This window comes from Amycolatopsis sp. NPDC004079 (assembly GCF_040610415.1).
GTDB lineage: Bacteria > Actinomycetota > Actinomycetes > Mycobacteriales > Pseudonocardiaceae > Amycolatopsis > Amycolatopsis halotolerans.
The window spans coordinates 62,183-84,218 of record NZ_JBEXMH010000031.1; the positions used below are offsets into that span (position 1 = coordinate 62,183).

Annotated in this window: 21 protein-coding genes; 13 read left to right on the forward strand and 8 right to left on the reverse strand. The window is 68.7% G+C overall.

The genetic code is table 11. The features are described 5' to 3' along the window. Positions 1–37: 37 nt before the first annotated feature. Together ABZX37_RS28430 and ABZX37_RS28435 are read right to left on the reverse strand one after the other, a co-directional pair. Entirely contained in the window at positions 38–406 is a 369-nt protein-coding gene (locus ABZX37_RS28430; protein WP_354744585.1) for a VOC family protein, read from the reverse strand. Positions 407–422: 16 nt separating this feature from the next. After that, positions 423–968 (reverse strand): dihydrofolate reductase family protein, encoded by a 546-nt coding sequence (locus tag ABZX37_RS28435; RefSeq protein ID WP_354744587.1) that lies wholly within the window; start codon positions 966–968, stop codon positions 423–425. A gap of 98 nt (positions 969–1,066) precedes the next feature. Between ABZX37_RS28435 and ABZX37_RS28440 the strand changes: the two genes are divergently transcribed. Continuing rightward, positions 1,067–1,438, forward strand: coding sequence for a YciI family protein (locus ABZX37_RS28440; RefSeq protein WP_354744589.1), 372 nt, complete (start codon positions 1,067–1,069; stop codon positions 1,436–1,438). Then, on the forward strand, positions 1,435–2,643 hold the full coding sequence (locus ABZX37_RS28445; protein ID WP_354744671.1) for a sigma-70 family RNA polymerase sigma factor: 1,209 nt from the start codon (positions 1,435–1,437) through the stop codon (positions 2,641–2,643). Before ABZX37_RS28440 ends, ABZX37_RS28445 begins: the two co-directional genes overlap by 4 nt. Here the strand turns inward: ABZX37_RS28445 and ABZX37_RS28450 are convergent. Beyond that, entirely contained in the window at positions 2,640–3,191 is a 552-nt protein-coding gene (locus tag ABZX37_RS28450; RefSeq protein ID WP_354744591.1) for a D-alanyl-D-alanine carboxypeptidase, read from the reverse strand. The genes ABZX37_RS28445 and ABZX37_RS28450 overlap by 4 nt on opposite strands. A gap of 199 nt (positions 3,192–3,390) precedes the next feature. Between ABZX37_RS28450 and ABZX37_RS28455 the strand changes: the two genes are divergently transcribed. The 3 genes from ABZX37_RS28455 to ABZX37_RS28465 are packed head-to-tail and all read left to right on the forward strand — an operon-like array spanning position 3,391 to position 5,944. Beyond that, the gene (locus ABZX37_RS28455) at positions 3,391–4,083 is read left to right on the forward strand and encodes a response regulator transcription factor (protein WP_354744593.1); all 693 of its coding nucleotides are present in this window, start codon (positions 3,391–3,393) and stop codon (positions 4,081–4,083) included. After that, positions 4,080–5,489 carry a HAMP domain-containing sensor histidine kinase gene (locus ABZX37_RS28460; RefSeq protein ID WP_354744595.1) on the forward strand — a complete coding sequence of 470 codons (1,410 nt, stop codon included), beginning with the start codon at positions 4,080–4,082 and terminating at the stop codon, positions 5,487–5,489. Before ABZX37_RS28455 ends, ABZX37_RS28460 begins: the two co-directional genes overlap by 4 nt. Beyond that, positions 5,486–5,944, forward strand: a complete 459-nt coding sequence (locus ABZX37_RS28465; protein ID WP_354744597.1) for a hypothetical protein — start codon at positions 5,486–5,488, stop codon at positions 5,942–5,944. Before ABZX37_RS28460 ends, ABZX37_RS28465 begins: the two co-directional genes overlap by 4 nt. Position 5,945: 1 nt before the next feature. Here ABZX37_RS28465 and ABZX37_RS28470 read toward each other — a convergent pair whose 3' ends face one another. Beyond that, on the reverse strand, positions 5,946–7,115 hold the full coding sequence (locus ABZX37_RS28470) for an MFS transporter (protein WP_354744599.1): 1,170 nt from the start codon (positions 7,113–7,115) through the stop codon (positions 5,946–5,948). Between the two features lie 110 nt (positions 7,116–7,225). Between ABZX37_RS28470 and ABZX37_RS28475 the strand changes: the two genes are divergently transcribed. Beyond that, positions 7,226–7,825, forward strand: coding sequence for a TetR/AcrR family transcriptional regulator (locus tag ABZX37_RS28475; RefSeq protein WP_354744601.1), 600 nt, complete (start codon positions 7,226–7,228; stop codon positions 7,823–7,825). A gap of 500 nt (positions 7,826–8,325) precedes the next feature. On the opposite strand, the gene ABZX37_RS28480 is transcribed toward ABZX37_RS28475, so the two are convergent. From ABZX37_RS28480 to ABZX37_RS28495, 4 genes are all read right to left on the reverse strand, one after another. Then, entirely contained in the window at positions 8,326–9,420 is a 1,095-nt protein-coding gene (locus ABZX37_RS28480; RefSeq protein WP_354744603.1) for a Gfo/Idh/MocA family oxidoreductase, read from the reverse strand. Then, positions 9,417–10,148 (reverse strand): sugar phosphate isomerase/epimerase, encoded by a 732-nt coding sequence (locus ABZX37_RS28485; RefSeq protein ID WP_354744605.1) that lies wholly within the window; start codon positions 10,146–10,148, stop codon positions 9,417–9,419. Before ABZX37_RS28485 ends, ABZX37_RS28480 begins: the two co-directional genes overlap by 4 nt. A 94-nt stretch (positions 10,149–10,242) precedes the next feature. After that, complete coding sequence (locus tag ABZX37_RS28490) at positions 10,243–10,782, reverse strand: GNAT family N-acetyltransferase (RefSeq protein WP_354744606.1); 540 nt, start codon at positions 10,780–10,782, stop codon at positions 10,243–10,245. A 19-nt stretch (positions 10,783–10,801) separates the two neighbouring features. Beyond that, positions 10,802–11,533, reverse strand: a complete 732-nt coding sequence (locus tag ABZX37_RS28495) for an FCD domain-containing protein (protein ID WP_354744607.1) — start codon at positions 11,531–11,533, stop codon at positions 10,802–10,804. 214 nt (positions 11,534–11,747) lie between these two features. Here ABZX37_RS28495 and ABZX37_RS28500 point away from each other — a divergent pair, with 214 nt between their 5' ends. Genes ABZX37_RS28500 through ABZX37_RS28530 form a run of 7 tightly spaced genes read left to right on the forward strand, consistent with a single transcriptional unit; the run spans position 11,748 to position 22,002 of the window. Then, positions 11,748–13,355 carry an ABC transporter substrate-binding protein gene (locus ABZX37_RS28500; protein WP_354744608.1) on the forward strand — a complete coding sequence of 536 codons (1,608 nt, stop codon included), beginning with the start codon at positions 11,748–11,750 and terminating at the stop codon, positions 13,353–13,355. A gap of 15 nt (positions 13,356–13,370) precedes the next feature. Continuing rightward, positions 13,371–14,330: an ABC transporter permease gene (locus ABZX37_RS28505; protein ID WP_354744610.1), complete on the forward strand. Its 960-nt coding sequence runs from the start codon at positions 13,371–13,373 to the stop codon at positions 14,328–14,330. Further along, positions 14,330–16,291 (forward strand): dipeptide/oligopeptide/nickel ABC transporter permease/ATP-binding protein, encoded by a 1,962-nt coding sequence (locus ABZX37_RS28510; protein WP_354744673.1) that lies wholly within the window; start codon positions 14,330–14,332, stop codon positions 16,289–16,291. Before ABZX37_RS28505 ends, ABZX37_RS28510 begins: the two co-directional genes overlap by 1 nt. After that, a complete protein-coding gene (locus tag ABZX37_RS28515) occupies positions 16,288–17,247 on the forward strand; it encodes an ABC transporter ATP-binding protein (protein ID WP_354744612.1) in 960 nt (319 codons plus the stop codon). The genes ABZX37_RS28510 and ABZX37_RS28515 overlap by 4 nt, the downstream gene beginning before the upstream one ends. Further along, positions 17,244–18,173, forward strand: coding sequence for a dihydrodipicolinate synthase family protein (locus ABZX37_RS28520; RefSeq protein WP_354744614.1), 930 nt, complete (start codon positions 17,244–17,246; stop codon positions 18,171–18,173). Before ABZX37_RS28515 ends, ABZX37_RS28520 begins: the two co-directional genes overlap by 4 nt. Further along, on the forward strand, positions 18,173–20,179 hold the full coding sequence (locus tag ABZX37_RS28525) for a beta-galactosidase (RefSeq protein ID WP_354744616.1): 2,007 nt from the start codon (positions 18,173–18,175) through the stop codon (positions 20,177–20,179). The genes ABZX37_RS28520 and ABZX37_RS28525 overlap by 1 nt, the downstream gene beginning before the upstream one ends. Continuing rightward, entirely contained in the window at positions 20,176–22,002 is a 1,827-nt protein-coding gene (locus ABZX37_RS28530; RefSeq protein WP_354744618.1) for a sialidase family protein, read from the forward strand. The genes ABZX37_RS28525 and ABZX37_RS28530 overlap by 4 nt, the downstream gene beginning before the upstream one ends. Positions 22,003–22,036: the final 34 nt, after the last annotated feature.

Genomic DNA, 22,036 nt, shown 5'->3' on the forward strand with positions numbered 1-22,036 from the left:
ACCCGGGCGGCCGGTCCGGCATCTTCAGTCTTGCTCTTCAGTTTTCTTGGAGGACAGAAAGAATATTCCCCGCCGGATCCTTGAACCACGCGATCAGCGGACCGCCGAGCCGGAAGACGCCCTTCTCGTCCACCCCGTCGAAGGGTTCGAAGGAAACGCCTGCCGCGCCAAGGTCCGCGACCGCTCGCTCGATGTCGTCGACCGGGAAGTTGAGAATGGTGTACTCGGCCGGAACGTGCTTGTCGCCCTTCGGGTAGACGAGCACTTCGCGTCCTTCGGCGAGGCGCAGGCGCAGCATCCCCCAGTTTTCGGTGACCTCGATGCCGAGCGTCTCGACGTAGAACTTCCGCGCGACCGGGATGTCGTCGACGGAGAAACCGCTGAATGCTTTGCTGGTGTCGAACATTTTTCCTCCTTGAGAATCAGGAACCCGGCTTCGGCCGGTAGGTCACCGAGAGAACGCCGTTTTCGAAGGTCCGGGAAGCGGCGAGTTCGAGAGCGACCCGGTCGGAGGGCGACTCGAACAGCCGCGCGCCCGAGCCGAGCACGATCGGGTGGATCAGCAGATTGAGCTCGTCCAGCAGACCCGCCAGCAGCAGCGAGTGCACCAACCGGGGGCTGCCGGGAATGTGGATGTTCTTGCCCGGCTTGCCCTTGAGCGCGGTCAACTCGGCCGCCAGGTCCGCGCCGAGCAGCGTCGAGCCGCTCCAGTCCAGTTCGGCGAGCGTACTCGACACGACGTACTTCGGGGTGTTGTTCAGGAACGCGGCCATCGGCGACGAGTCGCCCAGCCCCGGCCACATCCGGGCGAAGTCCGCGTAGGTGTTCCGGCCGAGCAGGATGGCGTCGGACTCGGCGATGCTGCCCCGGATCACCTCGTCCGCCTCGTGGTTCAGCATCATCCAGTCCGGCGGCGACTCGGTCACCCCGTCCAGCGAAACCGACAGTCCGGCCACGATCTTCCGCACTACTATGCTCCTTCCTCAGCTGACTTTCACCGGGGACGTCGGAGCCGGAATCCGGAAAGCGACACCGGCGGCGAAAAACTTTCGAAGGGGGCCCGGGAGTGCGGTACCTGATCATGATCCACAGCAATCCGCGGTTCCGCGCGCTCTGGGAGGAGCTGCCGGACGAGAAGAAGGCCGAGTTCGGCCGCAGCCACCTCGCGCTCAACCGGTCCCTCGAGGAGTCCGGCGAATTGGTGCTCAGCGACGGGCTGGCGGACCCCGCCGAAGCCAGGTGCGTCACCGTGCGGGACGGCAAGGCGGTGGCGAGCGACGGGCCGTTCGCCGAGGTCAAGGAGCATCTGGTCGGCTTCTACCTGGTCGAATGCGAGAGCATGGAACGGGCGCTGGAGCACGCTGCCCGGGTGCCGGACGCGGTGTACGGCAAGATCGAGGTACGGCCGCTCCGCAACGTGAAAGAGCTGGATCTCTGACTCCCCCGCCCGGTTTCGACCAGCTCCTGCGCGACCTCGCGCCGCAGGTGCTCACCGCTGTCTGCCGCCGGTTCGGCGACTTCGCGCTGTGCGAGGACGCGGTGCAGGAAGCGCTGCTGTCCGCCGCGGTGAAGTGGCCCGAGCAGGGCCTGCCGGACAATCCCAGGAGCTGGCTGATCACCGCGGCCGCGCGCAGGCGCATCGACATCGAACGCAGCGAGTCCGCCCGCCGGCAGCGCGAGCACACGGCCGCCGGATTGGCGGTGCCGCAACCGGAACTGGCACCGGCCGACGACGACACGCTGACCCTGCTGATGCTGTGCTGTCACCCCGAACTCGGCAAAGCGTCCCAGCTCGCGTTGACACTGCGAGCGGTCGGCGGCCTCACCACGGCGGAAATCGGCCGGGCTCTGCTGGCGCCGGAGAAAACCGTGAGCCAGCGGATCAACCGGGCGAAGAAACGGCTCAGCGGCGCGCGATTCCGGATGCCGCCGCCGGACGAACGGGCCGAGCGGATGGCCGCCGTGCTGCAGGTGCTGTACCTGATCTTCACCGAGGGGCACACCGCCAGCTCTGGGACCGCGGTCAATCGGGTCGAACTCACCGCCGAGGCGATCCGGCTCACCCGGCAGCTGCACGCACAGGTCCCCGGCGACGGCGAGGTCGCCGGGCTGCTGGCGCTCATGCTGCTCAGCGACGCCCGGCGGCCCGCGCGGACCCGGCCGGACGGTGCCGCCGTGCCGCTGGCCGAACAGGACCGCTCCCGCTGGGACTCCGCCGCGATCGCCGAAGGACTCGACCTGATCGGGAAAACCCTGGTCACCGCGCGGCTCGGGCCGTATCAGCTCGAGGCCGCGATCGCCGCCGTGCACGACGAGGCGGCCCGCGCCGAGGACACCGACTGGCCGCAGATCCTCGCGCTCTACGACCTTCTGCTCGCCGTCGCGCCGAGTCCGGTCGCGGCGCTGAACCGGATCGTCCCGGTCGCCATGGTCCACGGCGCGCGCGAGGGATTGCGGCAGCTGGACGAGATCGCCGGGCTGGACGAGCACCATCGCGTCGACGTCGTGCGCGCGCACCTGCTCGACCTGGCGGGCGAGCAGGTGCAGGCCAGGGTCTATTACCGTTCAGCGGCACAGAAAACACTCAGCGTTCCCGAAAGACGATACCTGGAATCCCGTGCCGCGAACGGGAAATCACCCTAGCTGGCGACCCTGGCCATCGAAGACGGACGCAAAGAATCCGGGTCAGGCAGCCGCATCGGCACGGTGTGCGCGTGGTACTCGAAGTGCCACCATTCGTTGTCGTAGCGGCGATACAGCCGATACTGCGGCCCGTGCCGCTCCAGCCACGCCGCGCCCTCGCTCGGGCGCACGTCCAGTGCCGTGCCGCGAACGTGGGCCGATTCGTGCGGCGGCAGCACCCGGCGCCGGGCCGCGGTGACGGAACCGGTGCGGTGCACCTCTTCGGCGAACAGCCGGTGCTGGTCGGCGGCGTCGCGGTGGCCGGAGGTGAGGCCGATGAGCTGGCGGTGCCGCCAGAACGCCTCGGTGCGCGCCGCGGTGAAGGCCGCGCGGGCCGGTTCGTTGAGGCCCGCGAGGTCCTCGGCCGGGTATCTCATCGCGAGCGCCCACTGGCAGGCCAGGTACCGGCCGCGGCCGGGCGAACGCAGGAAAGCCGCCGGGAGCAGCGCCACCGCGAGGAGGCGGGTGACGGCTGCGAGAACCCGGGGCCGGCGAAGCGACTCGATCATGACGTTCACTTTCGGGCCCCAGTGTGCGCGCACTGCGCACGGAGTTTGACAGCTCTGTAACAGTTCGCCACGGCGGCGCTGTTACCGAACGATGACACGGCACGCACCGGGCGGGGATCCGGGCCGGGCAGGCTGGGGCCGGGTTGTCCGCTGTGGACTGTCCGGGCGGGCGGACGGGCGGGCTGCGATAGTGGGAGACATGCCGAGGGTGCTGCTGATCGAAGACGACCAGGCCGTGCGCGACGGCCTGCGGCTGGCCCTGACGTATCAGGGCCACACGGTCGAAGCGGTGGAGACCGGCGAGGAAGGCCTCGCCCGGCTCGCCGGGGACCCGGCCGACGTCGTCGTGCTCGACCTCATGCTGCCCGGGATGGACGGCTTCGAGGTCTGCCGGCGCATCCGCGCGTCCGGCGACCTGCCGATCATCATGCTGACCGCGCGCAACGACGACATCGACGTGGTGGCCGGCCTCGAAGCCGGTGCCGACGACTACGTCGTGAAGCCCGCGCAGGCCCGCGTTCTGGAGGCGCGCATCCGGGCAGTGCTGCGGCGAACCGGCGGCGAACCGCGGAACCAGGGCGCTAAACCGGGTCCGGAACGGCACGGCGACCTCACGATCGACCGCGATGGTCTCGTGGTCAGCAAGCACGGCACGGTCATCGGACTCGCACCGACCGAACTGCGGCTGTTGCTGGAGCTGTCCGCCTCCCCCGGCCGCGTGCTCAGCCGCCAGCAGCTGCTCGAATCCGTGTGGGATCAGGGATATCTCGGCGATTCGCGGCTCGTCGACGCGTGCGTGCAGCGGCTGCGGTCCAAGATCGAGGACGACGCCGCGAAACCGGTGTACGTCCAGACCCTGCGCGGTTTCGGCTACCGATTCGGGCCGCTGTGACCGGCTGGCAGTTCCGGGGCCTGCGCACCCGGCTGCTGGTCGCGTTCGCGCTGCTGAGCGTGTTCACCGCGGTGGCCGTCGCCGGGATCGGGTACGTGCGGGCCCGTGACGGGATCCTGCAGCGCACCCAGGACAACGCCGCCGTCGAGATGACGAACCAGCTCAAGCAGCTGTACCCGCTCCCCCGGCGGCCGGTGGACACGGGCGCGCTGCAGTCGGCCGCCGACCGGCTGAACAGCCGGAAGAACTCCGCGCTGGTGACGAGCGGCGGGCACAGCGCGGGCAACATGCCCGCCTCGGCGATCACGCCGGAGCTGCGCGGGGCCGTGCAGGCCGGCCGGGTCGCGTGGCAGCGCGTGGACATCGGCGGCGTGACGCAGCTGGCGCTGGGCTCGCCGTTGCTGATCTCGACCGGCGACCGGCGGAATCCGACGATCCCCTCCGGAATCGAGGTCTACGAGCTGCGCAATCTCGACGCGGAAATCGAGGCGGTGAACGGGCTCGCCAGGAACGCGTGGCTCGCCGGCGGGGCCGCGCTGGTGGTGGCTTTGATCCTCGCCGTACTCGCCGCCAGCAGCGTGTTGCGGCCGGTCGGCGAGCTGCAACGCGCGGCCCGCAGGCTCGGCGCGGGCGACCTCGACGCCCGGATCACCGTGCGCGGCAGCGACGAGCTGGCCAGCGTCGCCGAGACGTTCAACTCGACCGCCGAATCGCTGCAACGGCACGTCGGCGAACTGCGCCGGATGGAAGCCGACGCCCGGCGGTTCGTCGCCGACGTGTCGCACGAACTGCGCACGCCGCTGGCCGCGATGACCGCCGTCACCGACATGCTCGACGCCGAAGCGGAGCGGCTGCCGGACGCGGCGGGCGAGGCGGTGCGGCTGGTCAGCCAGGAGACGCACAACCTGGCGCGGCTGGTGAACGATCTGATCGAGGTCACGCGGTTCGACTCGGGTACCGCGTCGCTCGCGGTGGACGACGTCGACGTGGCCGAGGCGGTCCGGGCGACTCTGCGGGCGCGGGGATTCGCCGTGGAGACCGATCTGCCGGACGGGATCCGGGCGCGAGTCGATCCGCGCCGGCTGGACGTGATCGTGGCCAACCTCGTCGGAAACGCGCTGCGGCACGGCGGGGAGCCGGTGACCGTCCGGTTGCGGGGCGACCAGGCGGGGATCACGCTTTCCGTCGAAGACTCCGGCTCGGGGCTGGACGAGGCGGTGCTTCCGCACGTGTTCGCCCGGTTCTACAAGGCGGATACCGCTCGCAGCCGGTCGGAAGGGAGCGGGCTCGGGCTCGCTATCGCGTGGGAGAACGCGCGGTTGCATCACGGGGAGCTGACCGCCGGGAACCGGCCCGGCGGCGGTGCGGTGTTCACGTTGTGGCTGCCTCGGGAGGTACGGCAGTGAAGCGATTGGTGGGGCTGATCGCCGTGTTGGTGCTGGCGGCGAGCTGCGGGGTGCGGCCCAGCGGCGTGATCACCGGGGAGAACGCGCCCAGCGGGCCGCCCAACGGGAATCTCGGGCACTCGGCGATGGTGTATTTCGTGCTGAACGGGAACGTCGTGCCGGTGGTCCGCAGCGGGGTCGGCGACGTGGCCGCGGATCGGGTCCGGGTGCTGGAACAGGGGCCGGACGAGGGCGAACGGGCCGGCGGGTACACGACAGAGCTGCCGCCGTCGTTCGAGCCCATCGCCATCGGCGTGAGTGACGCGACGATCGGGGTCAACGTGCGGGAACTGACGCCCAACGCCGTCTCGCAGATCATCTGCACCGTGCTCGAGGCAGGGGGTGGCGGAGCGTCCGGGACCGTCACGCTTTCCGGCGGCGGCCAGAAATTGCAACCCCAGGCTTGCGGCCGATAGCTCAGCCGCGAGGCTTCATCACCGGCGCGAACACCACCGCCACCACGCACAACGCCAGCGGCAGCAGGAACGCGACGTTCAGCGGCACCCAGTGCGCCAGCCCGCCGATGATCGCCGGGCCGGCCAGCAGCCCGACGTACCCGACGCCGACCACCCGCGCCATCAGCGCACCCGACGCCCGCTTGTCCAGGTTGCCCGCCGCGGTGAACAGCTGCGGGACGCCACCGGAAAGCCCGAGCCCGAACAACGCCCAGCCACACAACGACAACGGCACCCACGGCGCCAGCGACGCGATCGCGAGCCCCAGCGCGGCCAGCCCGCTTCCGTAGCGCACCACAGCGACCGGACCGGCTAGCGCGGCCACCCGGTCGGTCGCGAATCGGCCGACGGTCATCGCCACCGCGAACGAGCCGTAGGCCAGGGCGGCGGTGCTTTCGGACGTCCCCAGCCCGTCTCGCAGATACAGCGCGGCCCAGTCGTTTGCGACACCTTCGGACAGCATCAGCGCGAACGCCAGCAGCCCCAGCAGCCACACCACGCGGGCGGGCGTACGCGTCGGTTTGGCTTCCTCAGTGGTTTCCTCGGCAGCCTCGTTCGACGAGTCGAGCAGATACCGGCGGACCAGCAGCGATACCACGATGCACAGCGCTCCCGTACCGCCGAGCGACACGAGCGTCGGCACGCCCGCCCCCAGCACCGCCGCGCCGACGACCGCCGCGATCGCACCGCCGATCGACCACATCGCGTGGAACGCGGCCATGATCGGCCGCGGATACGCCCGTTCCACGACCACCGCGTGCGCGTTCATCGCGACGTCCAGCGAGCCGTTGAAGAACCCGAACGCCGCGAGCGCCAGCCCGAGCGTCCACCAGTTCGCCGCGAACCCCGGCAAGACGACAGCGACCCCGACGAGCACCCCCGCGACGGACACCACGCGCGGATGCCCGAACCGGTCCGCGAGCGGCCCGGTGACCTGCATCCCGATCAACGCCGAGCCGCCGAGCACCAGCAGCAGCGCCCCGAGCGCGGTGTGCGAGACGCCGGTCGCGCGCTCGATCACCGGAATGTGCACCACCCACATGCCGACCGCGAACCCGCAGAGGGCGAACACGATCCAGGTGGCGACGCGGGCCGCACGAGGCAGCACCGGAGGCGGGGAAAGCTCGGTCATCGGGCTCGGCTCCTCTTCGGGGGTCGGGTCCAGTCAGGAACACAGGTACGGGCAGGAGGAACAGGGCTGGGGCATGATGGGCGCGTGGAAGCCGACCTGATCGCCGCCCCGTGAGCGGGGGCTATCTGAAGGGCAGAATCCGCCGCGACGACATCGTTTCGGCGGCCGCCGCGGTGTACGGCGAGGCGGGCTACCACGCGTCGTCCCTGCGGGAAATCGCCAAACGAGCCGGCATCACCCACGCCGGCTTGCTGTACCACTTCCCGACAAAGGAAGCGCTGCTCGCAGCGGTCCTGGAACGCCGCGACGCCGAGGACGCCGCTCGCGAACAACTGACCGCCACCCCGCCCGGCCTGGACGTCCTGCGCCGCTTCGTCGCACTGGCCGAACACAACGTCCGCCACCGGGGCATCGTCGATCTGTACTCGCGCCTCGCCGCCGAAGCAGTCTCCGAAGACCACCCCGCGCACGCCTACTTCGCCCGCCATTACCGCGAGGCCCGCGACAGCATCGCCCAGTCGTTCCACACGCTCGCCGAAACAGGCGAGCTGCGCCCCGGCGTAGACCCGGACTTGGCGGCGCTCACCTTCGTCGCGCTGATGGACGGCCTCCAGGTCCAGTGGCTCACCACCCCCACGCAAGTCGATGTAGTCGGTTCCCTCCGCCTCTCTCTGCAAACTCTCCTGACTGTCCCCCTGTTCCCGAATTAGGCGGAATCCGGAGATCTAGCCCCAGATGGCCGCTAATCGCACCGCCGCTGTCCGTGAGGGGAACCCTCACGGAATCAGATTCCCTGAGGGTTCCCCTCACGACCCGCGACCGGTCCGTGAAGGGCTCCTTCACGGAATCTGATTCCCTCAAGGAGCCCTTCACAGCCCGCTCGCCCGCCCGCTCACCGCCCGCCGGGATGCTCCCCAATGTGGCATTGGGTGCATCTGACGCACCCAATGTGGCGTTCGGTGCGTCCCACGCACCCAATGCCACATTGGGGCGCAAGCCCCCACCACCAACCAACCGCAGCCGACGCACCCAACCAGCGAGGCACCCACACCACCCCCGCACCCCGATACGAAGCCAAAAACGCGGACGGCGGGTGCTTGTCAAGGCATCTTTCCCGCCTTGACAAGCACCCCCAGACCGTCAGCACAATCAACCTTCGGGGTGCCCCACGCACACCAGGGCCGATGTCGCCGCCAGGCGACGAGCCGCCCTACAACGTCCGCACGTACGGATCCCACTCAACGGGCAACGGCCGGGCCACCTCCACCCGGCTGACCACCTCAACCCCCGCCCCACGCGCCATGGATTCCTCAACCGCCACCATCACGTCCAGCACGTGATAAGCCAACTCCCCCGAAGCCCGCTCCGGCGCCCCAGCCCGGATCGATCGAGCCAGATCGAGAACCCCGGTACCGCGAGAAGCTTTATGCCCCACCGCAACCACCTCCTCCGACTCCCAATCCCCGCCCAGATGCACCACCGTAGAACCGTCAAACCGATTCGGATCCGGCAAAACCGCAGTCCCCAGCGACCCGGTCACCTCGACAAACCCCGTACGCCGCAATGCGGAATCAAACGTCAGCACAACCTGCGCACTACCACCGCGCACAAACTCCACCAACGCGCTCACCGTAGTGGGCACCGTAACCGGAAACTCAGTCCCAGCCCGAGGCCCAGCCCCGATCACCCGGGTCTCCCGCCCCCGCCTGCCAACCCCGGTAACCTTCCGAACAGAACCAAACACCTGCACCAACTGCGTCAAGTAATACGGCCCGATATCCAGCAGCGGCCCACCACCGGCCTGGTACAGGAACTCCGGTGCCGGATGCCAGCTCTCCGGCCCAGGCGTCTGAAACAATGCCAACGCAGCAAAAGGCGTACCGATCCGACCAGCGTCGAGCACCCGCCGAGCAGTCTGCTGTCCGGCACCAAGAACGGTGTCCGGTGCCCCAGCCACCCGCACCCCCGTCTCCCGCGCCCGGTCAAGAAGCTCCCGCACAGCCAGCCGATCCAACCCGATCGGCTTCTCCGTCCAAACGTGCTTCCCCGCCTCCACCGCAGCGCGACTGACCTCGACATGCACCGCAGGCACAGTCAAATTCACGACGATCTCCACCTCCGGCGACGCAAGAAGATCCGCCACCGACCCACCACGAGGAACCCCGTATTTCGCCGCCTGCGCCGAAGCCCGCTCCACATCGAGATCAGCGACAGCCACCACCCGAAGGTCCGGAAACGCAGTCAGATTCTCCAAATACGTATCACTGATGAACCCCGCCCCGACAACCCCAACCCCGACAGTCACGCCCCCACCCCAGCGAGATAAGCGAAACTCTCAGCAATACCCCCGAAAACATCCTCATGCTGATCAAACTCCACCACCCGCAACGCCTCCGGAACCGCATCAAGCACCGACCGCATCGGCACCCGCCCCTGCCCCGCGGGAACCTGCCCAGAAGCGTCGACAGCCAACGACCCGTCCTTCACGTGGATCGCGCACACCCGCTCCCCCAGCCGACGCAGCAACGCGGGCGCGTCCTCCCCACCCGCGGTAGCCCAGTAGGCGTCGACCTCCAGCACGACCTCCGGAGAGAGCCGATCCGCAAATACCTCCAACGCGCTGCGCCCGTCGATCCGCGATTCCAACTCCCACCAATGATTGTGGTAGCCGACCCGAACCCCATACCCCGCCGCAACCTCAGCCGCGGCATTAAGCGCCGACGCGGTATCGGCGATATCCGCCGAACTCCCCCACTGAGAAGCAGGAACCAACGGCTCGATCACCACTTCGATCCCCAATTCCCGAGCCGCCGCGAACACCGCGTCCAGATCCTTCCCGACCAACGAGGCGTGCGCGGTAGGCGCGCTCAACCCGTGCGCCGCCAACCCGGCCCGCAGCGCCTCGACGTTCTCCACCACCCCGTACGGCTCCACCTGGCTGAACCCGATCGCAGCCAGCCGCCGCAACGTCTCGTCCGGATCAGCCGCGAACGCGTCGCGCACCGAGTACAGCTGCACCGAAGGTCCACCCATGCCAACTCCCAGCGATAGAGGGGCTTTCGCCAATTTCTACCACCTGGTCAGAATTGACACCAGGACAGAACCGGACGGAATTCCGGAACCACGGTCAGCCGAGATCCTTGTGCCAGATGAGAAAATCGCACGGAGTGGCCAGCAGCGGAGCCAGCTCCGGATGCGGTCCGTCGATCGTCGACGTCTCCACCACCCGGTACCCGAGCCGGGTGTACCACTGCGCGAGAAACTCCTTCGACGGATGCGTCCACCCGCGCGGCACCAACAGCTCAAGCTGCATCCGCGTACACCCGGCAGCCCGCCAGTGGTCCTCCGCGAACCGCACGAGCTCCCGCCCGATCCCCGCCCCGCGCACCTCCGGCGAAGCGGCGAGCAGACCGAACTCCCCCAGATCCTCGGCCAGCCGCTGGATCCGGACCGAACCCACCACGTCCCCGGCAAGCCGGGCGACCGCGATCTCGCCCGCGCGGACCAGTCCGGCCATCTCCGAAGCGTTGGTCCGGTCGGCCGAACCAGCCCACAACCCGGCCTCAGCCTTGGCGTAGACGGTGTTCACCAGCTCAGTCAGCAGAGCCACCAGCGCAGCGTCCTCGGCGGCGGACGGCGGCAGAACAGCGATCTCCGGAGTCGTCACCCCTCCAGATTAACCACAATCAGCTGGCGGCCGAGCCGGAAACCGCGGGCCGTGCCTCGCCGAAGCCGCCGTAGCGACCGGCTTTCGCACGCTTGCGCACCTCGTCGAAATGCCGGTGCACCGCGTGCGCGGCCGCGGCCGCGTCCCCGCTCACGAGCGCGTCCACGATCGCCTGGTGCCGTTTCGCGGTGGCCGGCGCCGACGACACCGGACCGCCCATTTCGCCTTCCGCGGCCCGGTAGACGTCCCAGAACAATCCGGTCAGCTCGCGCGCCAGGTCGAAGCCGGCCTCGGCGCAGATCAGGTCGTGGAACTCGCGGTCGGCCACCGCCGCGTCCGGCCCTTTGCGGCGCATCCGCGCGACGCACGCCTGCAGCTCGCCGATCAGCTCCGGCCGGTGGTCGCGGGCGACCCGGCTGGTCAGCTCCGTTTCGATCATCTCGCGCACCTCGAGCAGGTCGCGCAGCCGCCCGGCGTCGGTGCTGCCCCGGCTGCGCGTGCGGAAGAGCAGCCACGTCTGCAGCGCCTCCGACCCGGCCGAGCCGACGAACGTGCCGTAGCCGTGCCGGACCTCGACGATGCCGAGCGCCTGCAGCGCCTTGACCGCCTCCCGGATCGAGTTCCGGCTGACCCCGATGTCCTCGGCGAGGCTCAGCTCGGTCGGCATCGGCGCGCCGGTCGGCAGCTGCCGGTCGACGATCAGGTCGATGATCTGCTTGGTGATCTCTTCGCTGCGTTGCGGGCGCGCCACACGTGTCTCCCGGATGTCTTTCTTGCACTGGCACGTCGCCATCGGAGGACATCCTACGTCATGATCGGCAACCGCGGCGGCACCCGCGCGGGTGGGAACAAGCCTCTTGACCGGGGCGGGAACGGGACTTAGGGTTCCGGCAAGTCATAGGACGTCCCACGTCCTACTTCTCGATGCTTTCTGGGTGGAACACCGCATCAAGTCAGGAGACGCCATGTCCCGAACCGCCATGGGGACTCAGTTCAACCGGCGCGCGCTGCTGCGCTACGCCGGCCTCGCCGGGGCTGCCGCAGCGGTTTCGTCGACGCTCGCCGCGTGCGGCGGTCCCGCGTCGACCAACAAAACCGGCAGTTCGTCCGGTTCCGTCACCGCGGTAATCGGGTACGGCAACAACCAGACCTGGGACCCGCTGCAGACCGCGTCGGCGTTCGCGATGGCGGCGATCCTGCACAGCTACGAGTCGCTCGTCGAGGGCGACCCGGTCACCCGGGAACCCTTCCCCGGCTTGGCCAAGGCGCTGCCGACGGACCTCAAGAGCACCAAGCTGCGCTTCGAAATCCGTGACGGCGCGAAGTGGCACGACGGACAGCCGGTGACGGCCGACGACGTGGTGTTCACATACGCCCGCGTGCTCGACCCGAAAGAAAACGTTCTCATTCACAGCTTCTTCTCGCAGTGGCTGCAGTCGGTCTCCAAGGTCGACGCGAAGACGGTGGAATTCGGCCTGAAGTTCGCGTTCCCGTACGCGCTGCAGCGGATCCAGATCTGCAAGATCGTGCCCAAGCACGTCTTCGAGAACAACTGGAAGGCCGCCGCGGCGGGCAAGGTCGTCGGCTCCGGGCCGTACAAGATCACCGAGCAGGCCCCGCTGTCGCACACCACGTTCGAGAAGTTCGCCGACTACAACGGCCCGCGCCCGGCCGCGTACGACAAGATGCTCTGGAAGTCCATTGTGGATTCCGCACCGCGCGTCGCCGCGGTCTCCGGGGCCAAGCCGGACGCGCAGATCGCGGAGAACATCCCGCCCGCCAACGCCGAGCAGCTGCGCAAGGCGGGCCGTACGGTCGAGTTCGCCGACGGCGGCAACAACCTGTTCCTGCTCTTCAACACCAAGCACTCGCCGTTCTCCGACAAGCGGGTCCGCCAGGCGCTGCATTACGCGATCGACAAGAAGAAGATGATCGAGATCGGTCTGCGCGGCACCGGCACCGCGGGCACCTCGTTCATCAACCCGAAGCTGCCCGGTTCGCAGCCCGCGGCGCAGGACTTCAATTTCAACCCGGAAAAGGCGAAGCAGCTGCTCGCCGAGGCTGGGGTCAGCGGCCTGAAGATCTCGCTGTCCACAACGAACACCTCGCTGGTGCTCGACTGCGTCAAGGTGATCAAGGAGGGCTGGGACGCGATCGGCGTGCAGACCACTTTGGACTCCCAGGACACCAAGGCGCTGTTCTCCAAACTGGACAACGGCGACGACTTCCAGGTCGTCGCCACCACGAACAACCCGCTGCAGTTCGGCAACGACCCGGACCTGCTGATCCGCTATTACTACGACGCGCAATCGGTCCTCATGACGAAGTACGCGCGCTGGAACGGCGACGACACCACCGCGTTGCTGGCACTGCAGGACAAGGCCGCCGCGGAAACCGACGAAACGAAGCGGAACGGGCTGTACAAGCAGTTGCTCGACCAGATTTCCGAGCAGGCGGTAATCTACCCGATCGTCTTCACGCAGATGGGCACCGCGTGGGACCCGAAGGCGATCAGCGGCGTGCGTGCCCAGGGCTACCCGGGCATCTACCTCAACCAGGCCAAACCGGCCTGACGGGAGGGCACGGAAGTGACAGTCGTCGTGCGGATGCTGGCCGGTCGCATCCTCGCCCTGATCCCGCTGCTGCTCGGCGTGATCCTGTTCGTGTTCATCGTGATGCGGTTCTCGCCGGTCGACCCGGCGATGGCCGCGTTCAACGGCGCCAACGCCACCGCCGATCAGCTCCAGCAGTTCCGTGAGCAGAACGGCCTGCTCGACCCGTTGCCGCTGCAGTACGTGCACTTCGTGTGGCATCTGCTGCAAGGCGATTTCGGCACGAGCGTGGTCACCAAGGAGCCGGTGGGCCAGACCATCGCCACCGCGCTCCCGCTCACCCTCCAGCTGACCTTGCTGGGCCTGGCGCTCGCGCTCGTCGTCTCGGTCGTGCTCGGCGTGACCTCGGCGCTGTTCCGCGGCCGCTGGCCGGACCACCTGATCCGGTTCGTGACGCTCGCCGGGGTCGCCGCGCCGGCGTTCTGGATCGCGCTGCTGCTGGTGCAATGGCTGGCCGTGGGCAAGGGCCTGTTCCCCACCAGCGGCTACGTCAGCCCGGCGGATTCGTTCCCCGGCTGGCTGAACTCGCTGACGCTGCCCGCGATCGCGCTGTCCGCGCCGGTCGCGGCGCAGCTGACCCGGGTGATCCGGACGTCGATGGTCGAGGAGCTCGACAAGGACTACGTGCGCACCGCGCGCGGCGGCGGGCTGCCGCCGGTCGTGGTGGTCGGGCGGAACGTGCTGCGCAACGCGCTGGTCAACCCGCTGACCGTGCTCGGCCTTCGGGTCGGCTACCTGCTCGGCGGCGCGGTGGTGATCGAGACGATGTTCGCGCTGCCCGGCATGGGCCAGAACATGATCCAGGCCGTGCAGGACGGCGACACCGCCAAGGTGCAGGGCTTCGTCATCACCATCGCGGCCGGGTTCGTGCTCGTGAACCTGATCGTCGACGTGCTCTACCTCGTCGCCAACCCTCGTCTGCGGAGCCGCTCGTGATGCGCCCAGTCCTCCGCCCGAACCTCACCGCCCGGCTCTCGCGGCCCGGCGTCCGGTTCCGGCGGCTTCCCCTGTCCTCCTGGATCGCGCTGGCCGTGCTGATCGTGCTCGGGCTCGTCGCGGTCCTCGGCACCGTCGTGGCCACGCACAATCCGGACCTGCTCAGCACCGATACCGGCGGGCCCAGCGCGGCGCACTGGTTCGGCACCGACCAGTCCGGCCGCGACATCTTCTCCCGGCTGGTCGCGGGCACCCGCTGGTCGCTCGCGATCGGCCTCGGCGCGACGCTGCTCGCGCTCGTCGCGGGCATCGTCGTCGGGTCGTTCGCGGCGACGTCCGGCCGCCGGGTCGACGGGCTGGTCATGCGGGTCCTCGACGTCCTGATGGCCTTCCCCGGCATCGCGCTCGCCGCGGTGCTGGTGGCGGTGTTCGGGCGCGGCATCCTCGTGCTGATCCTCGCCATCGGCTTCCTCAACATGGCTCCGGTGGCGCGGGTGGTGCGGGCGAACGTGCTCGCGCAGTACGGCGAGGACTACGTCGCGGCCGAGCGGGTGATCGGCGCGAAACGGCTGTTCATCCTCGCCCGGCACGTCGCGGTCAACTGCGCCGCGCCGATCCTCGTGTACTGCACGGTGACGGTGGCGGACGCGATCGTGTTCGAGGCGTCGCTGTCGTTCATCGGCGCGGGCATCCAGCCGCCCGATCCGTCGTGGGGTTCGGTGCTGGCGGACGGCAAGGACCTCGTGCTGACCGGCGGCTGGTGGGCGACGCTGTTCCCCGGCCTGCTGATCCTGGCCACCGTGCTGGCGTTGAACATTCTCTCCGAGGGGATTTCCGACGCCTGGGCCGCGCCGTCGGCTCGCACCGCGAAGGCGGCTGAAGCGGCACAGCAGATCGAACTGGCCCCGGAGGCCACCGCTGCGGTGCTGCCGCTGCGCGGCCTGCGCGAAGCCGGACAACGACTGGCGGCGAAAGCGCGAGATCTGTCCGGCCGGGAAACCGTGCTGGCCGTGGAGAATCTCGCGATCTCGTTCCCGGATCGGCACAACGGCGTGAACGTCGTCGACGGCGTGTCCTTTTCGGTCCGTTCCGGCGAGGTGCTGGGGCTGATCGGCGAGTCGGGCTGTGGGAAGTCGCTCACCGCGCTGTCGATCATGGGACTGCAGCCGGACGCCGCGCGGCTCAGCGGCGAGATCCGGTTCGCGGGCGACGACCTGCTCACCATGAAGCCGAGCGTCCGCCGCCGGCACCTCGGGCACGACCTGGCGATGGTGTACCAGGACGCGCTCAGCTCGCTGAACCCGGCGATGACGATCCGCGCGCAGCTCAAGCAGTTCACCCGGCGCGGCGGCACCCGCACGCCGGAAGAGCTGCTGGAGCTGGTCAACCTCGACCCGGGCCGGACGCTGCGGGCGTATCCGCACGAACTGTCCGGCGGACAACGGCAGCGCGTGCTGATCGCGATGGCGCTGTCCCGCAGCCCGAAGCTGATCGTCGCCGACGAACCGACGACGGCGCTCGACGTGACCGTGCAGGCGCAGATCATGGCGCTTTTGCTGCGGCTGCAGGAGGAACTCGGCTTCGCGCTGGTGCTGGTGTCGCACGACCTCGCGCTGGTATCCGACATCGCCGACCGGGTGGTCGTGATGTACGGCGGGCAGGTCGCCGAGACCGGTGCGACCGCGGCCGTCGTCGGTGCGCCGCAGCACCACTACACCCGCGGCCTGCTCAGCGCGGTGCTGTCGCTGGAGGAGAACGAAGCGAAGCTCACCCAGATCAAGGGCGTCGTGCCCGCACCGGCGGACTTCCCGCCCGGTTGCCGGTTCGCGAGCCGGTGTCCCGCCGCGCGCGGGCACTGCTTCGAGGTCGCGCCTGAACCGGCGGGCGAAGGACATCTCGTGGCCTGCCACTACCCCGCCGAGAACTCCCTGGAGACGATGGCGGAAGGAGCGTCGGCATGAGCCTCGTCGAAGTCGACGGCGTGCATGTGGTGCACAAGATCCGCGGGTCGGGTCTGTTCGGGCACGACCGGGTCTACGCGCTCACCGACGCGACCCTCGCCGTCGCGAAGGGCGAAACCGTGGGTGTGGTCGGGGAATCCGGCTGCGGAAAGTCCACTTTGGCCAAAGTGCTGGTCGGACTTCAGAAGCCGACCTCCGGTACGGTTCGCTACGCGGGGCAGCCCCTTTCCGCATTGCGTCCGGCCGAACTGGGCCGCACGGTCGGCATGATCTTCCAGGATCCGTCGACCGCGCTGAACCGGCGGCTTCCGGTCGCGAGGATCCTGCGCGACCCGCTCGACGTGCATCAGGTCGGCACGGCCAGCGAACGCGCCGAACGCGTCCGGGAGCTGATGAACCTCGTCGGACTGCCGTCCAGTGTGGCCGACGCGCTGCCGTCGCAACTGTCCGGCGGACAGCGGCAACGCGTGGCGATCGCCCGTGCGCTCGCGCTGCGGCCGGCGTTGCTGGTGGCCGACGAGCCGACGTCCGCTTTGGACGTTTCGGTGCGCGCGCAGATCCTGAACCTGTTGCTGGAACTGCGCGAACAGCTCGAACTCGCGATGGTGTTCGTGTCGCACGACATCCAGACCGTGCGCCGGATGAGCGACCGCATCGTGACGATGTACCTCGGCCGGATCGTCGAACAGGCCCCGGCCGCCGAACTGCCGCACCACGCGCACCACCCGTACACCCGGGCGCTGTTCTCGGCGACGCCGAGCCTGCTGCACCCGGTGGAACCGATCGTCCTCAGCGGACCGGTGCCGTCGGCGACCGCGCCGCCGCCCGGCTGCCCGTTCCACACGCGCTGCCCGAAAGCCACCGACGAATGCTCCCTGGCCTTGCCACCGCAGTCCGGGCCGGACGAGCACACCTACCGCTGCATCCACCCAGAAATCGGAGTGACTGCCTCATGACTGCGCCCAAATTCGCCGGCATCATCCCGCCGCTGTGCACGCCGTTCCACGACGACTTCACCGTGGACACCGCGTCGCTGCGGCGGCACATCGAATTCCAGCTCGACGCCGGCGTGCACGGGATCTTCGTGCTCGGTTCGTCCAGCGAGGTCGCCTTCCTGCCGGACGACCAGCGGCGGATCACCGTCGAAACCGCGGTCGACCAGGTCGCCGGCCGGGTCCCGGTGCTCGCCGGCTGTATCGACATGACGACCCTGCGCGTCGCGGAGCACGTGAAGACCGCCGAAGCGGCCGGTGCGGACGCGATCGTGGTGACCGCGCCGTACTACACCCGCACGCACGTCGCGGAAATCGACCGGCATTTCCGGTTGCTGCACGAGCGGACGTCGCTGCCTATTTTCGCCTACGACATCCCGATGGCCGTGCACACGAAGCTCGACCGCGACCTGGTGCTGAACCTGGCCGCGGACGGCGTACTGGCCGGGCTCAAGGATTCCAGCGGCGACGAGGCCGGATTCCGCCTGGTGCTGCAGCAGCGCCGGGAGCGCGGGCTGGAGCACTTCGCCGTGTTCACCGGCTCCGAACTGCTCGTGGACGCCGCGCTCGCGCAGGGCGCGGACGGTGCGGTGCCGGGACTCGGAAACGTCGACCCGGTCGGCTATGTGCTGATCTACGATCACTTCCGCGGCGGGAACCCGCAGGCCGCGCGACGCGAACAAGAACGGCTGCTGACGCTGTTCAGCATCACCGACGTCGCGCCGCCGCATCGGATGGGCCGCGGTTCGGCCGCGCTCGGCGCGTTCAAGGCGTCGATGAAGATGCGCGGATTCATCGACAACGCGGTGATGGCGCCGCCGCAACTCCCCCTCAACGACGACGAACTGCTGCAGATCAAGGGAAAACTAGCGGAAGCGGGTCTCCTCTGATGGATCGGCTGTACTACGGCGGGGATTACAACCCCGAGCACTGGTCGCCCGACGTGTGGGCGGAAGACCTGAAACTGATGGCCGAGGCGTCGGTTTCGATGGTGACTGTCGGGATTTTCTCCTGGGCGCAGGTCGAACCGCGGCCCGGGGAATTCGATTTCGGCTGGTTCGACACGGTGCTGGACAACCTCGCTTCCGGCGGGGTCCGGGCCTGCCTCGCCACCATGACGGCCTCGCCGCCGCCGTGGCTTTCGCATCGATATCCGGAAATCCTGCCGGTGCGCGCGGACGGAACCCGGCTGTCCGCCGGTGCGCGGCAGCAATTCTGCCCGTCCAGCCCGGTGTTCCGCGAGCACGCCGCCCGGCTGGTGGAACAGGTCGCCACTCGGTACGCCGGGCACCCGGCGCTGGAAATGTGGCATATCGGCAATGAGTTCGGCTGCCACATCCGTGCCTGCTACTGCGACGAGTCCGCTGTGGACTTCCGGCGCTGGCTCGTCGAGCGCTACGGCAGCATCGAGGCGTTGAACGAAGCCTGGAGCACGACTTTTTGGTCGCAGCGGTACTCCGATTTCGCCGAGGTGCAGCCGCCGCGCGTCGCGCCGACCTTCCCGAACCCGGCGCAGCAACTGGACTTCCACCGGTTCTCCTCCGACGCTTCGCTCGGCTGCTACCTCAACGAGCGCGAGGTGCTCGCCCGCATCACCCCGGACGTCCCGGTGACGACGAACTTCGTCGGCCGCGTGCAGAAATCGCTCGACTGGCACCGGTGGGTACCGCACGAGGACGTGGTGAGCCTCGACTCCTATCCCGACCCGCACGATCCGCGCTCGCACGTGGAAGCGGCGTTCGCTTATGACCTCGTCCGGTCCCTTAAGGACGGTCAGCCGTGGCTGCTCCTCGAGCAAGCCCCGAGCGCGGTGAACTGGCGCACCCGCAACGGCCCGAAGCCGCCGGGAACCATGCGGCTGGACAGCTGGCAGGCGGTCGCCCGCGGGGCCAACGCGGTGCTGTTCTTCCAGTGGCGGCAGACCTCGGGCGGCGCGGAGAAGTTCCACTCGGCGATGGTGCCGCACGGAGGCCCGGAAACCCGCACGTTCCAGGGTGTCCGCGACCTCGGCCAGGAACTGGCCACGGTGCAGCAGCTCGCCGGGTCGAGGGTGCGCGCCGACGTCGCCTTCCTGCACGATTGGAACAACTGGTGGGCGCTGGAGCTGAACTCGCACCCCTCGGATGACCTCGACCAGCTCGAAACGCACCTCGCCCACTACGCGCCGCTGTTCGACGCGAACGTGACCTGCGACGTCCTGCATCCGGCGAAGAACCTTTCCGGGTACAAGCTCGTCGTCGTGCCCAATCTGTACCTGATGGACAGTGCGGTCGCGGCCAATCTCCGCTCCTATGTGGAGGGTGGCGGGCATCTGGTGGTGTCGTTCTTCTCCGGTATCGCCGACGAGAACGACCGGGTGTACACCGGCGGCTATCCCGCTCCGCTGCGCGACATTCTCGGCCTGCGCGTCGACGAATTCTGGCCGCTGCCCGAAGGCGGTTCGACGACGCTCGACCTCGACGGCGCCTCCGTTGGCGCGACGATCTGGTCCGAATGGATCGAATCCGAGGGCGCAGACGTCGTCGCCACCTTCGCTGAAGGGCCGCTGGCCGGTCGTCCCGCCGTTACGCGGCACGAGTTCGGCTCGGGTGTCGCGTGGTACCTCGGCACCCAGCCAGATCCGGACGTCATGCGCACCCTGTTCGACCGGATCACCGCCGACGCCGGAGTTTCGCCGGTGCTGCCCGGTCTGCCGGACGGCGTCCAGGCAATCGTGCGACACGGTGCGGACGATTACCTCTTCCTGCTCAACCACAACGCCGAAGCCGTCACTGTTTCCTTGCCTTCGCCCGGTACGGATTTGCTCACCGATCCCGCTCAGCCATCGTCCGAAGTGGAATTGGCCGCGCACGGCGTGGCCGTCCTTTCCGGACAGTTCGGAACGGAGACCAGATGAGAACCGCCCTTCGCGTGGTGCTGGCGTTCGTGCTGCTGGCTTTCCTCGCGCCGGCTTCAGCGCAGGCCGCCCCGCAGTTCGATCAGAAAGCGCTGTTCAACCCGCACCAGGAAACCGGCTACGCGTGTTTCCGCATCCCGGCGATCGTCCGCAGCACGCACGGCACGCTGCTGGCGTTCGCCGAGGGGCGCAAGGACAACTGCGGCGACACCGGTGACATCGACCTGGTGCTGAAGCGGTCGACCGACGGCGGCACCACCTGGTCGCCGCTGCAGGTGGTGAACCGCGGCGGCGGGGACACCCACGGCAACCCGGTGCCCATTGTGGACACCAAGACCGGCCGGATCGTCCTGATCACCACGTACAACAAGGGCCGCACCGACGACAAGGGCTGCTCCGTGCCGTGCCCGCGCACGCCGCACTCGCAGTACAGCACCGACGACGGCCGCACCTGGTCCACGCCGGTCGACATCAGCGCGCAAGCGAAGCTGCCCGCGTGGGATTCCTGGTACGCCTCGGGTCCGGTGCACGGCATCCAGCTCCAGCACGGCCGGCACGCGGGCCGGCTCGTCTTCGGGGTGAACGCCGAACGCAGTGACGGCACCAACTCCGTCGAAAACTACGCCGGACTCATCTACAGCGACGACGGCGGCTCCACCTGGCACGTCGGCGCTGTCGACAACTACCTGCATCCCGTGGGCGGCACCTTCACGCAAAAGCCGTCGGAAGTCAGCGTCGTGGAACTGCCGGACGGCACCATTTACGCGGGCGGTCGCGAACAGAGCGGCACCGACATCGGCAACCGCGACTACGCCCTGAGCCGCGACGGCGGCGAGACGTTCTCCCAGCGCTTCACCACGATTCCCGACCTCGTGACGCCGATGGTGCAGGGTTCGCTGCTGCGCCTCGACCGTCCCGGCGGCAAGCGGATCCTCTTCGCCTCTCCCGCGGACACCGACCGGCGGCGCTGGATGACCATCCGTTCGTCCTATGACGACGGTCGCACGTGGGAAAACGCCGACCAGGGCACTCGGATCACGACGGACTGGTCGGGCTACTCCGATCTGGTCCAGCTGAGCGGTCCGCAGGACAGGAACGCGAAAATCGGCCTGCTGTACGAGGGCGGCGCAGTGGACGCCCGCGACGAGATCCGCTTCGCTCGCTTCGACGAGAACTACCTCGGCTGGAAGCGTTCGCCCGGAGTGTCCACTCCAGACGTCGCAAGTGGACAGCCCGCGCGCGTGCTCGGCGATGCCAGTACTGTCGCCGGCAAATTCGGCAAGGCTGTGGAACTGAAAACCGGCTTCGTCCGCGTTCCGTACTCGCCGGCGCAATTGGTGGGCTCCGGCGACTTCACCTTCTCCACCTGGGTCAAATACGGTGCTTCAAAGGACCCACAACCCATCCTGTGGCTGGGCGGCATGGGCTCGACCGCACCGCAACTGTGGCTGCGCGCCGAACCCGCGTCACACCGTCTGATCGCGATGATGACCACCGCTGCCGGAAGCAAGTCTGTCACCACGCAATCGGCGTACGATGATCAGAAATGGCACCACGTGGCGCTCCAGCGGTCGGGCGGCCAGCTCCGGATCCTGGTCGACGGCGCGGTGGCGGCGTCCGGTCCGGACTCCCCCGGTTCGGTCACCCAGACCGTCTCGTTCCAGCTGTGGCTGGGTGAACGCCTCGACGGCGCGCAGCACCTGACCGGCGCGCTGGACGACGCGCGCCTCTACCGCCGTGCTCTGTCCACTGCGGAATTGGCCACCGTCCGCGCCGGGAAGCCAGTCCCGGGAGCAGTCATGGAGCTTCCCTTCGACCGGTAATTCTTTCTGAAGCCGGGTGGTTCCCGCGGAGCCA